Here is an 11,709-nt window from a genome sequence, read left to right as displayed (position 1 = left end):
ATCATGCGGCCTTCACCAGGCAATAAGTGAATGCGTTCACTCCTTGGCTGGTCCGCTCCGCCTTGACCTCGCCGTCCACGATGATGCGGCAGCCGATGCTGCCGCCGGTACCCTGAGTGACCAAGTTGCCCACGATCGCCGCACCTGAGAGGTCGTACGTCGTCGACCAGGGCAGACTTGCTCCCTCGACATACTGCGGCTCGGAGTCGGGATCGAAGTAACTGATGTTGGCCGTTGTTCCGGGAGGTCCGAACACCTCATAGACGAGCTCTTTGGTGGTGTACGGCTCTTGCTCCTCGATTGCGGTCTCGGCGTACGAAGGACGATTTTCGGAGCCGAAGACGGTACGCAGCCGCGACACGGTGAAGCCTCCCGCGACGATCACCACGAGAATGAGCAGCGGGATCCACAACCGCTTAAAGATCCTGAAAATCGCGAATCCCCTCCGTCCGTCTCCATGTCCGTCGCTACCAGCGCTCGAACATGCAACTACACATTGCCGCGACACGCCAGACGGCGACCCTGGGATTACCTGGAAGATCCCACGCTCGCCGTGTCGGAGTCACGGCAAACTTGCAGCGCCTCGGGGAGCAAAACCCGATGTCGACGAGTAAAGCATGCCGTCGGCCTCCACAATCTCCCCGTTCCCAACGCGATACGCGATCGTAATGCATGGTCTCCCGCGCTCCCGCACGGTATACAAATTGGGCTCCGGCCGACAAGTCGCACCACAGCCGTTGACGAGCGTTGCGGACTGTACCTCTCGCCGGTCGCATGCGGAAGCGAATTCGAAGAACTCGGTAACGCCGGTCACGCTTTGTTCAGCAATTTTCCGGAGGCAATATTGGGTGCCGACCGATCCGGTGCCTCTGCGGGACTCAACAGACTGTCAGCGTGATCGACTGCGGGACTACGCATTTGCCCGTGACGGCTGCTGGTGGCCATGACTGTGTCTGACCTTCCAGCCCATCCGGGCCTCACCCACCACCGTGGGCGAAGAAGTCCAGAATCGCCGAGTTCACCGCTTGGGGCCGCTCGAGAAAGCCCAGGTGGCCGGTGTCCGCGATTTCGAGGTACCGTCCGTTCGGGAAAGCGGCTGCCACCTCGGCGCCAAGATGCGGCGGCATCACGAGGTCGTCGGCGAATCCCAGTACCAGCACCGGCGTAGTGATCACCTTGTAGACACGCAACCGATCGGTCTCTGGCGCCACCCCATACTGGGCGCGAACCCCGGGTGCCGACTTCGTCGGCCACATTGTGAAGGTTTCGATCCAGTCGCCAACGACTCTGTCGTCGTTCAGGGTCTTCGGCGAGAAGTTCTCGAGCAGGCGCAGTTTCGCCGCGTAGCGGGGCGGAAGCTCGATTTCGGCATCGACGAATTCGCGTTCGGCCGCGCGGAAAAACTCCCGCGCCCGGTCATGGCGTCCTCGGGTGGCCATCAATGCTGCCTGAGTCACAAGATCAGGCCGGGCGAGCATCAGTTCTTGAGCGATGTAGGACCCCATCGAGGTGGCCACGATCCGAACGGGGGCAATACCCAGCTTTTCAACCAGGTTCGCGGTGTCAGCCACCATGGTCGCCGTCGTGAATCCCTCGGCATTTGCCGTTGCGCCGACGCCCCTGTTATCGAATGTGATGACGCGGTAACCCGCTGCGCGGAATGCCGGCACCTGATGGATATCCCATGTGCGTCCGAGGCCACCTTGGCCCGCGATGAAAAGGACCGGATCTCCGTCGCCTCGGTCTTCGTAGGCCAAATCAAGCACGTTGGGACGGTACTACGGCGACGTGCCGCGATACCCTCCCGGCGTAAGCTGAAGGGCAGCTGCGGTGCGCTCACAGCGGGGCGATGTGGGGGTTAACCCCCCCTAATTTGTCGGGTCAACGCCGTTTCGGCCCACCTCGGCGTTCCGTACGTTGATGGTGTGGTCACAGTCATGAACCAAGAGGTCAAGCCGGTCCCGGCCGGTACGGCCTCGCCACCAGCGCGTCGGCGGATCGGTTTCCTACCCAGCGCGTCGCTCATCGTAGGCGCGGTGCTCGCCATCGTGTGGCTGTGGTTACCGAGCATGCTCGTGCTGGTCGGTGTCGCAACAATCCCATCGGTGGTCGGGTTTTTGGTCGCCGTGGTCGCATTCGTGTATCTGATGCGCGGCGCACAGTGGTTGGAGCGTCTGCGAAGCGAAGCCGTATTCGGCATGAACATTCCGGTGCCACCACGAAAAGAGTCCCCCTACAAGGGCTTTGAACGCTGGGTCCACCAGTTGTGGCTCGATCTCAGCAGTGCTCAGTTCTGGAAGGGCTGCGCGCACCACCTTCTCCGGATGGTCTACGACTTTGTCGCCGGTGGCCTGGCGTTCGTGCTGCTGGCGTTCGGATTACTGGCGCCGGCAGCGACGATCGCCATAAGTCGCAGCGATGACGACGCGGGTCTGTCCTTCCTGCCACCGGCGCTGGCGTGGCCGCTGGCCGTGGTCGCGTTGGCGGTCGCCGCAGCCATTGTGGTATTCGCGCCCATTCTCGACGCGCAACTCGACCGTTGGCTGCTCTCGTCGTCGCCAACCGCGATATTGCAAGACGAGGTGAACGCCCTCGCCGATGCCAGAATGGGTGCGGTCTCCTCGGCGCAGGCCGAGCGACGCCGAATCGAGCGCGACCTGCACGACAGCGTGCAGCCGCGCCTCGTCTCGCTGGCGATGACGATCGGCCTCGCACAGACCAAGTTGGACAACGATCCGTCTGCCGCGAAGGCGTTGATCGCCGAGGCCCACGATGACGCGAAAACCGCTCTGGTGGAACTACGCAACGTCGTGCGTGGTATCGCCCCGACGATCCTTTCCGATCGAGGGCTGGACGCCGCGCTCTCAGCGGTGGTGCATCGAGCCGCCGTCCCGACAACGCTGGATATCGACCTGCCGCGGCGCATTCCGGAGGAGACCGAAGCTGTGGCGTACTTCGTCGTCGCCGAGTCGCTCACCAATGTAGCCAGGCACGCACAGGCTTCGCGGGCCGTCGTGACGGTGCGCCTCGACCAGACCGAAGACAAGCTCCACGTCTCGGTGTTCGACGACGGCCGCGGCGGCGCGCAGATCACGGACAGCGCAACCGCAACCGGCCTGCGTGGTCTGGCCGATCGAGTGCGCGCGGCCCGCGGCACATTCACGGTTACCAGTCCGGTCAGCGGGTCCACGACTGTCACGGCGGTGCTGCCATGCGCATCGTGATCGCCGAGGATTCTGCGTTACTGCGCGCAGGTGTCGAACGCATTCTCGTCGACGCCGGCCACGAGGTGGTAGCGAGTGTCACTGATGCGTCGAATCTGCTTTGCCTGGTCAACGACGTAAAGCCGGATCTTGTGATCGTCGATGTACGGATGCCTCCGACGTTCACCGATGAGGGAATTCGTGCCGCCGCGCAGTTGCGGAGCCAGAATCCAGAGTCGCCCGTGTTGGTTCTGTCGCACTACGTCGAGGAGCGTTACGCATCCGACCTGATCACCTCGGACACCCGCGGCTTCGGCTACCTGCTCAAGGACCGCGTCGCTGACGTCCCGGCGTTCCTGGACGCCGTGTCCGTCGTGGGCGGCGGTGGAACTCTTCTCGACCCGGAGGTCGTGTCCCAAATCCTGGCGCGATCGCATCGTCGGAGCGCGCTGGATCAGCTGACCCCTCGCGAACGCGACGTCCTGCAACTGATGGCCGAAGGTCGGACGAACTCTGCGATCGCCGCGACCCTGCACATTTCGACTGGTTCCGCGGAAAAGCACATCGCCTCCATCTTCACGAAATTGGGGCTTGCGCCCGACGACACCGGAAACCGCCGTGTCCTCGCGGTTCTGCGTTACCTCGAGTCTTAACGAGAAGGGATAGAAACCATGACGACGATAGGGACCCCAGCCGATCAACGGCTGACAATGAAGACAGACCGAGAGGTTATCGAGGACGCCTTGGCGCTCATCGAGGTTGACGGCGGGTGGACGCAAGGCACCTACTGCCGGGATGCCGAGGGATGTGAGGTTCACCCGAGCACGACCATGACAGGCGGATGGGTACGGAAGCGCACCAAGCACATTGGCGGAGGTGGCTACGTGGTACGGACCGAACCCGGAGCAACCCCGTGCAGCTTCTGCCTTGGTGGGGCGCTACGGGTGGCCGCAGGCTACTGGCAGTCCACGTTGCCCTACGCCGCGCAGGCACAGATCGATCGCTTGGAGAGTCTTCTCCTGCAGATCGCCAACTCCGTCGATGCACCGGGGTGGCTGAGCCTGCAGGCTTACAACGATGATGCGCACACCACCAAGACGGACGCGGTGCTCACGCTGAAGCGGGCCGCCACGTCGATGGACCGGAGCAGCTATGTTCCGCATCCGCGTCGGACGGAGACACCCCCCTTCGCGCCCGCCTAAGCATGGCAGTCCCCAACGTGTCGACTCCCCGCCCGCCCCTGAGGGCGGGCGGGCTCCGTATCGCGATGCGCGTGGTGCTCGTCCTCATTGCGTCTTCGGTGGCGTTCCTCGCGGTCGGTGGTCTGGGGACGCTCGCTGTCGGGCTCGGGACGAGTCGGGTCGTCACCGACTCACGCGAGTTACCGACCGGCCTGCGGACATTAGCCCTGGACACTGGTGACGTACCGATAGGCGTTCGCCTCATCACCGAGGCCGATGCCGACCGGCCACGTGTAGATCTACGCGTACTCATACGGGCCGCTAACACGCGATTGACAATCGCGAACGATGCCTTGGGCAGCCGGGTCAATCTAGGCGGCGGCGCATCGGGGCTTCCTTTTCCCATAGGTGCCGACCCTGGGGAAATCAAGGTCATCCTTCCTCCAGACGTAGCGAGAGACCTGCGCGTGACGGTCACTCACCGAACCGGTTCGATCACGAGCGAGGCAGACGTCGATCAACTGACGGTCAAAACCGATACCGGCGCCGTCACACTCAGCGGCTCGGCACGCGTGATTGATATCGCCGTCCGAAGAGGAGACATCAACACTGGAACAAGGATCGCCGTCACCGAATCCTTCAGGGCGATAACCGAATCCGGCCGCATCTCAGTCGAATTTCGTGCGGTTCCGCGAATTACCGAAGCGGTCGGCTCAGGCCAGGTGACTCTGGGATTGCCTGGCCCGGCACCGTATCGCATAAGCGCTGAATCCGCGGGACCCCACGGCCGAGTGGTTGTGACTGTGCCTCAAACCACGGACCTGGACGCCGCAGAGGTGACCGCCCGTTCGACGAGCGGCAATGTGGACATCACCCAGAATCGATGAGACACCCGGCACAGCGCACTGGCTTGCCGCCACAGCAATGATCGGTCCGCCTCAGCAAAGATTGGAGGAGAGTGCGGCAAACCGTTCACCGGCGGGAAGCACCCGGAAGTCAAGTCGGCATCCGAGCCGATGACGCAGGCCGCACTCAGTCGGGGCGGTGCCGCGTCGCGAGTCAGCTCCGCACTCACCGCGCGGTGGCGCAGCTCGCGTCCGCACGGCTTACCGCGATCCGATGAGGACTTCAGGCAATATTGGCTACATGGACAGTGGCGGAGGCTCACCTCGGGTTCTCGTGGTCGACGACGACCCTGACGTACTCGCCTCGCTCGAGAGGGGTCTACGGCTATCGGGGTTCGAAGTGGCCACTGCGGTGGATGGCGCCGAGGCCCTGCGCAGCGCGACCGAGACCCGGCCCGACGCGATCGTCCTGGACATCAACATGCCCGTGCTCGACGGCGTCAGCGTGGTCACGGCGCTACGCGCGATGGACAACGACGTGCCGGTCTGCGTGCTGTCGGCGCGCAGCTCGGTCGACGACCGGGTCGCCGGCCTGGAGGCCGGAGCCGACGACTACCTGGTCAAGCCGTTCGTACTGCAGGAACTGGTCGCACGGGTGAAGGCGTTGCTGCGCAGGCGCGGGTCTACCGCGACCTTCTCCTCGGAGACCATCCAGGTCGGGCCTTTGGAGGTCGACATCCCCGGCCGCCGCGCCCGCGTGAACGGCGTCGACGTCGACCTGACCAAACGCGAATTCGACCTGCTCGCCGTGTTGGCCGAGCACAAGACCGCCGTGCTGTCGCGCGCACAGCTGCTCGAGCTCGTCTGGGGCTACGATTTCGCCGCCGACACCAACGTCGTCGACGTCTTCATCGGCTACCTGCGCCGCAAGCTCGAGGCGGGCGGCGCTCCCCGGCTGCTGCACACCGTGCGCGGAGTGGGATTCGTGCTCCGAACTCAGTGATGTCTCTGCTGTCGCGGATCTTCCGCCGAACCCCCTCGCTGCGAACCCGCGTCGCGTTGGCCACCGCAATCGGGGCGGCGATCGTCGTCGTCATCGTAGGAACTGTCGTCTGGGTCGGCATCACCAATGACCGCAAAGAGCGCCTCGACCGCCGGCTCGACGAGGCCGCCGGCTTCGCGATCCCGTTCCTGCCGCGGGGTCTGGACGAGATTCCGAAGTCACCGACCAACCAGGATGCGGTCATCACGGTGCACCGCGGTGACGAGGTGACGTCCAACTCCGATGTCGTCCTCCCGCAGCTGCCACCCGGCTACGCCGACACCTATGTCGATGGTGTGCGTTACCGAGTCCGCACCGTCGACATCCCCTACTACCCCGGACCGATGTCGGTGGCCGTCGGCGCCACTTACGACGCGACCATCGCCGACACCAACAACCTGCACCGACGGGTGATCATCATCTGTGTGTTCGCCGTCGGCGCAGCCACGGTGTTTGGATGGGTGTTGGCCGCATTCGCGGTGCGCCCGCTCAAGAGTTTGGCGCGGCAGACCCGTCAGATCGACACCGGCGACGAGGACCCCGACGTCGAAGTGCGCGGCGCGACGGAGGCTGTCGAGATCGCCGAGGCGGTCAAGGGTCTGGTCGAACGCGTGTGGAAGGAACAGGACCGGACGAAGGCCGCGCTGGCGTCGGCGCGCGACTTCGCTTCGGTCTCCGCCCACGAACTTCGCACCCCGCTGACCGCGATGCGGACCAACCTCGAGGTGCTGTCCACCCTCGACCTGCCAGAGGACCAGCGCAAAGAGGTGGTCAACGACGTGATCCGCACGCAGTCGCGCATCGAGGCGACGCTCGGCGCACTGGAGCGGCTGGCGCAGGGTGAATTGTCGACCGCGGACGACCACGTGCCCGTCGACATCACGGAGTTGCTGGACCGCGCCGCACACGACGCGATGCGGGTCTACCCGGACCTGGACGTGTCGTTGGTGCCTGCACCAACGGTGATCATCGTGGGCCTGCCCGCTGGCCTTCGCCTGGCGGTCGACAACGCGATCGCCAACGCCGTGAAGCACGGCGGTGCTACGCGGGTGCAACTGTCGGCGGTCAGCTCACGGGCGGGTGTGGAAATAGCGATCGACGACGACGGCGTCGGCATCCCCGAGGAGGAACGCTCGATCGTGTTCGAACGGTTCTCTCGGGGATCGACGGCGTCGGTGTCGGGTTCCGGGCTTGGCCTGGCGCTGGTGGCCCAACAGGCCGAATTACACGGCGGCACAGCCTCTTTGGAGGAAAGCCCGCTAGGTGGCGCTCGACTGCTGCTGCGCCTGCCCGGCCACCAGTGAGCTAGCGCGTCGCCAGAAGGTCGATGACGAATATCAGCGTCTTGCCGGACAGTCGGTGCCCACCGCCGGCGGGACCGTAGGCCTGCTCCGGCGGGATCACCAGCTGTCGACGACCGCCGACCTTCATCCCCGGTATGCCGTTCTTCCAACCCTGGATGAGGCCACGTAGCGGAAACTCAATCGACTCTCCCCGGTTCCACGAGCTGTCGAATTCCTCGCCGGTGTCATATTCCACGCCGACGTAGTGCACTTCGACGTTGCCGCCGGGCACCGCTTCGGCACCGTCGCCGACGACCAGGTCCGTGATCACCAACTCGGTGGGCGGAGGGCCGTCGGGGAACTCGATTTCGGGCTTCTGCCCTGAACTTGACGTCACCGCACTCACGGTAGTCGGGCAGACTGGTGCTGTGACCAAAGATCAAGACATTCTCGACCAGGTCAACCGGCTGGTCGCCGAGGAGCAGGATCTGCGGGCCAAGCTTCAGAACCGCGAGATCGACGAGTCCGAGGAGCATCGCCGGTTGAAGGCCGTCGAGGTGCAGCTCGACCAGTGCTGGGATCTGCTGCGGCAGCGCCGTGCCCTGCGGGAGACCGGCGGCGATCCGCGGGAAGCCGAAGTGCGTCCGCCCGACGAGGTCGAGGGCTACCTGAACTGAGTCCCAGCTACGCCCCCGGAGCCGCTCCGGAGGCGACATACGACGCCGTCATTGTCGGCGGCGGGCACAACGGCCTCGTCGCGGCGGCCTATCTGGCGAAGGCGGGTCGCCGGGTACGGGTACTGGAGCGCCTCGACCATGTCGGCGGCGCGGCGGTATCCGCGTACGCCTTTGAAGGAATCGACGCCCGACTGTCGCGGTACTCCTACCTCGTCAGCCTGTTGCCCCGACGGATCGTCGACGACCTCGGCGCGCGGGTGCGCTTGGTGCGTCGTCGCTACTCGTCCTATACGCCCGACCCAGCGACCGGCGGACGCACCGGACTGCTGATCGGCCCCACGTCAACATTCGACGCAATCGGCGCGGCCGACGACGGGCCGCGGTTCGCCGAGTTTTACCGCCGGTGCGGTGGCCTCGTCGAGCGACTATGGCCGACGCTGCTGCAACCGCTTCTGACGCGTAGTCAGGCGCGTGCTCTCGTGGATGACGAAGCCGTGTGGCGGTCGATGGTCGACGAGCCGATCGGGCACGGGATTACCTCTGTCGTCGACAACGACGTCGTGCGCGGTGTGATGGCCACCGACGCGTTGATCGGAACGTTCGCCCGCCTCGACGACCCGTCGTTGATTCAGAACGTCTGCTTTCTCTACCACCTGCTCGGTGGCGGAACCGGAGACTGGGACGTGCCGATCGGCGGGATGGGCGCCGTCACCGGTGCGCTGGCAGCCGCTGCAACCGGATCAGGTGCCGAAATCACCTGCGGCACTGAGGTATACGCTCTCGACCCAGAGGGTGAAGTGCGGTACCGCTGCGATGGCGTCGACCACTCCGTACACGGGGAGGTGGTACTGGCCAACGTGACGCCCACGGTGTTGGCGGGCTTGCTGGGTGAGCAGCCGCCGGAGTCGACGCCGGGTGCGCAGGTCAAGGTGAACCTGATGCTGCAGCGCCTACCGCGGTTGCGCGACCAGACCGCCACACCGGAGCAGGCATTCGGCGGGACCTTCCACATCAACGAGACGTACAGTGAGTTGGACTCGGCATATCTGCGAGCGGCCGACGGCCTGGTACCGGACCCGCTGCCGTGTGAGATCTACTGCCACTCGCTGACCGACCCGTCGATTTTGTCCGATGAACTTCGCGCCGCTGGTGCGCAGACGCTGACCCTGTTCGGTCTGCACACCCCTCACCACCTGGTGTCGTCGGGTGACCCCGATCGGATGCGGGACACATTGACATCGGCGGTACTCAGTTCATTGAATTCCGTTCTGGCCGAACCCATTCAGGACGTGCTGATAGAGGACTCGGCGGGCCGGCTGTGCATTGAGACGAAGACCACCGTCGACCTCGAACACTCGCTCGGTATGACTGGTGGGCACATCTTTCACGGTGGGCTGGCGTGGCCGTTCGCCGAGAATGACGAGCCACTCGACACCCCGGCTCAACGGTGGGGTGTGGCGACCGCGCATGACCGAATCCTCCTGTGCGGGTCGGGATCACGTCGGGGTGGCGGAGTATCGGGGATCGGCGGGCACAATGCCGCGATGGCGGTGTTGGAGGGCTAAGACCGCATCTTGGTCACAATGCGACGCAGCGCCTCGAGATCAGCTTGGTCCAGGTTCACCATGGCGTCGGGCGCCGGGTCGTCGATCGCGTCGATCCTGGCCACCATGGCGCGTCCCGCATCGGTGAGCGACACCCGTTTGCACCGGCGGTTGGCCGGATCAACTTGACGCACAACGAGCCCGCGCCCTTCAAGGTCGTTGACCGCGACGGTCGCGGCCGGCGCGTCGACGGTTGCCGCTTGCGCCAACTCCTTCACGGTCATCGGCCGTCGGCTCAACCGTCGCAGGATGCGCACCCTGCTGAACGGCAGCCCGGACTGCTCGACGACCGCCCGCTTCCAGCTGTCGTGGTTCTCGACGACGAAGGCCGCCATCGCCCGCCACGCCTCGTCGGCCACACGCTTACCGGACATCGGTCGCCACCAACGGTTCCAGCCGATCGGCCGACCGCAACGCTCGTCTGGAGGTCGAGTAGAAGCCGAGGACGATGATCACCACCCCGAGAATCGCGCAGATCAGCCACAGCGGGCGGGCGGCCTCGGCGAAGCCGGGACCCGTCGCGGCCAGCGCGCCGCCCGCAACCGAACCACACAGCGCCACACCGACACTCACTCCGACCTGTCTGCTGGTCGACGCGATCGCCGACGCGGCGCCCGCCCGGTCGGTCGGCATTCCGCTGACCGCCGCATTGGTCACCGGCGCATTGACCATCGAGAACCCGATACCGAAGACCGCGAAGATCACCAGCAGTTGCCACACCGGCGTCGACGCCGACAGCTGAGCGAGCATGACCGTCGCCGCCGTGATGAGCGTCCCGGCGATCAACAGCGACGGCCGCGCGCCGAACCGCCCCACCATCCGGCCCGACAGTGGCGAGAACACCAGCGCCCCAACGGCTATCGGCAGATAGATCAACCCCGTGTGGAACGCCGAGAAGCCACGCTCGTCCTGCAGGTACAGCGACATCATGAACAGGAAGGCACCCCACGACGCGAACGCGCACACCGCGATCATGGTCGCCGACGCGAACGGGATACTCCGGAAAAACCTCAGGTCGATGAACGGGTCCCGCCTGCGCGCTTCGTAAGCCAGAAAGCCAACGAAGGCGGCGACCGCGCCGACCGTCACGGCGATCGTACGAACATCTGCCCACCCCATGACCGGGCCTTCGATGAGTACGAAGACGAGGCCGAACAGGAACGCCATGCCGAGGGCCTGTCCGACCGGGTCGACGTCGCGCATTGTCAGCGACTTGGATCTCGGGACGAAGATGACGGTCAGCAGAATCGCCACCGCGCAGATCGGCAGATTGATCCAGAACACCGCGCGCCAGTTGATCCACTCGATGAGCACACCGCCGACAATCGGCCCCGCAGCCATCGAGATGCCGACCACGCCACCCCATACGCCGATGGCTCGCGCTCGTTCCACCCGCCCGGTGAACACCTGCGTGATGATCGACATCGCGACCGGGTTCATCATGGATCCTCCGATCGCCTGTAGTAAGCGTGCGGCGATCAGCGTCTCGATGTTCGGCGCCAGGCTGCACAGCAGCGACGCGACCGCGAACACCGTCAGCCCGAGCTGGAACGTGCCCCGCCGACCGAACCGGTCCGCAGCCGCTCCCGACAACAACAACAACGAGGCCAACACCAGCGTGTAGATGTCGATCACCCATTGGAGCTGGGACCCGGTGGCGTCGAGGTCGGCGCGGATGTTGGGAATCGCGACATTGACGATGGTCGCGTCCATCGACACGATCAGCAGGCTCAGGCAGCAGGTCACCAAGATGATGGCCTTACGCCGAGCCGCTCTGGGCCCCCGCGAAGCGGGGGATGACCGGACGACGGTTTCATTCACCCAACAATTGTGAAACTACAACTGTTCGGCCGGCAAGGCATCTGCCAGTGAGA

13 protein-coding genes are annotated in these 11,709 nt (G+C 65.0%); 8 read left to right on the top strand and 5 right to left on the bottom strand.

The features are described 5' to 3' along the window. Position 1: 1 nt before the first annotated feature. Together AU198_RS11260 and AU198_RS11255 are read right to left on the bottom strand one after the other, a co-directional pair. Positions 2 to 424: an MmpS family transport accessory protein gene (locus AU198_RS11260; RefSeq protein WP_064348237.1), complete on the bottom strand. Its 423-nt coding sequence runs from the start codon at positions 422 to 424 to the stop codon at positions 2 to 4. A 553-nt stretch (positions 425 to 977) separates the two neighbouring features. Further along, positions 978 to 1,766: an alpha/beta fold hydrolase gene (locus tag AU198_RS11255; RefSeq protein ID WP_064348147.1), complete on the bottom strand. Its 789-nt coding sequence runs from the start codon at positions 1,764 to 1,766 to the stop codon at positions 978 to 980. A 171-nt stretch (positions 1,767 to 1,937) separates the two neighbouring features. On the opposite strand from AU198_RS11255, the gene AU198_RS11250 reads away from it, so the two are divergent. The 6 genes from AU198_RS11250 (at position 1,938) to AU198_RS11225 (ending at position 7,575) form a co-directional block, all read left to right on the top strand. Further along, entirely contained in the window at positions 1,938 to 3,224 is a 1,287-nt protein-coding gene (locus AU198_RS11250) for a sensor histidine kinase (protein ID WP_064348146.1), read from the top strand. Beyond that, positions 3,212 to 3,856 (top strand): response regulator, encoded by a 645-nt coding sequence (locus AU198_RS11245; protein ID WP_064348145.1) that lies wholly within the window; start codon positions 3,212 to 3,214, stop codon positions 3,854 to 3,856. The genes AU198_RS11250 and AU198_RS11245 overlap by 13 nt, the downstream gene beginning before the upstream one ends. 18 nt (positions 3,857 to 3,874) lie before the next feature. Continuing rightward, positions 3,875 to 4,405, top strand: coding sequence for a DUF6197 family protein (locus AU198_RS27015; protein WP_502689278.1), 531 nt, complete (start codon positions 3,875 to 3,877; stop codon positions 4,403 to 4,405). 65 nt (positions 4,406 to 4,470) lie between these two features. Beyond that, on the top strand, positions 4,471 to 5,271 hold the full coding sequence (locus AU198_RS11235) for a DUF4097 family beta strand repeat-containing protein (protein WP_156431554.1): 801 nt from the start codon (positions 4,471 to 4,473) through the stop codon (positions 5,269 to 5,271). A 250-nt stretch (positions 5,272 to 5,521) separates the two neighbouring features. Beyond that, positions 5,522 to 6,232, top strand: a complete 711-nt coding sequence (gene prrA, locus AU198_RS11230) for a two-component system response regulator PrrA (RefSeq protein ID WP_197416093.1) — start codon at positions 5,522 to 5,524, stop codon at positions 6,230 to 6,232. After that, a complete protein-coding gene (locus AU198_RS11225) occupies positions 6,232 to 7,575 on the top strand; it encodes a HAMP domain-containing sensor histidine kinase (RefSeq protein WP_064348142.1) in 1,344 nt (447 codons plus the stop codon). The genes prrA and AU198_RS11225 overlap by 1 nt, the downstream gene beginning before the upstream one ends. A gap of 1 nt (position 7,576) precedes the next feature. On the opposite strand, the gene AU198_RS11220 is transcribed toward AU198_RS11225, so the two are convergent. Continuing rightward, positions 7,577 to 7,960, bottom strand: coding sequence for an FKBP-type peptidyl-prolyl cis-trans isomerase (locus AU198_RS11220; RefSeq protein WP_197416079.1), 384 nt, complete (start codon positions 7,958 to 7,960; stop codon positions 7,577 to 7,579). Between the two features lie 22 nt (positions 7,961 to 7,982). Here AU198_RS11220 and AU198_RS11215 point away from each other — a divergent pair, with 22 nt between their 5' ends. Next, entirely contained in the window at positions 7,983 to 8,231 is a 249-nt protein-coding gene (locus AU198_RS11215) for a DUF2630 family protein (protein ID WP_064348140.1), read from the top strand. Next, positions 8,228 to 9,796, top strand: a complete 1,569-nt coding sequence (locus AU198_RS11210) for a phytoene desaturase family protein (protein WP_082690977.1) — start codon at positions 8,228 to 8,230, stop codon at positions 9,794 to 9,796. Before AU198_RS11215 ends, AU198_RS11210 begins: the two co-directional genes overlap by 4 nt. Here the strand turns inward: AU198_RS11210 and AU198_RS11205 are convergent. Both AU198_RS11205 and AU198_RS11200 read right to left on the bottom strand, forming a co-directional pair. Further along, entirely contained in the window at positions 9,793 to 10,209 is a 417-nt protein-coding gene (locus AU198_RS11205; RefSeq protein ID WP_064348139.1) for a MarR family winged helix-turn-helix transcriptional regulator, read from the bottom strand. The two genes, AU198_RS11210 and AU198_RS11205, sit on opposite strands and share 4 nt — an antisense overlap. Continuing rightward, positions 10,199 to 11,656, bottom strand: coding sequence for an MFS transporter (locus AU198_RS11200; protein WP_064348138.1), 1,458 nt, complete (start codon positions 11,654 to 11,656; stop codon positions 10,199 to 10,201). Before AU198_RS11200 ends, AU198_RS11205 begins: the two co-directional genes overlap by 11 nt. Positions 11,657 to 11,709 lie beyond the last annotated feature (53 nt).

The sequence above is a fragment of the Mycobacterium sp. GA-1199 genome (assembly GCF_001500045.1).
GTDB lineage: Bacteria > Actinomycetota > Actinomycetes > Mycobacteriales > Mycobacteriaceae > Mycobacterium.
The sequence above is the reverse complement of the archived record's forward strand: the minus strand, read 5'-3'. Positions and strand labels throughout refer to the sequence as shown.

Bases quoted from the DNA above. Each gene is read 5' to 3' on its own strand.
- AU198_RS11235 (WP_156431554.1), top strand. From the start codon at position 4,471: ATGCGCGTGGTGCTCGTCCTCATTGCGTCTTCGGTGGCGTTCCTCGCG.
- AU198_RS27015 (WP_502689278.1), top strand. From the start codon at position 3,875: ATGACGACGATAGGGACCCCAGCCGATCAACGGCTGACAATGAAGACA.
- AU198_RS11250 (WP_064348146.1), top strand. From the start codon at position 1,938: ATGAACCAAGAGGTCAAGCCGGTCCCGGCCGGTACGGCCTCGCCACCA.
- AU198_RS11225 (WP_064348142.1), top strand. From the start codon at position 6,232: ATGTCTCTGCTGTCGCGGATCTTCCGCCGAACCCCCTCGCTGCGAACC.
- AU198_RS11205 (WP_064348139.1), bottom strand. From the start codon at position 10,209: ATGTCCGGTAAGCGTGTGGCCGACGAGGCGTGGCGGGCGATGGCGGCC.
- AU198_RS11245 (WP_064348145.1), top strand. From the start codon at position 3,212: ATGCGCATCGTGATCGCCGAGGATTCTGCGTTACTGCGCGCAGGTGTC.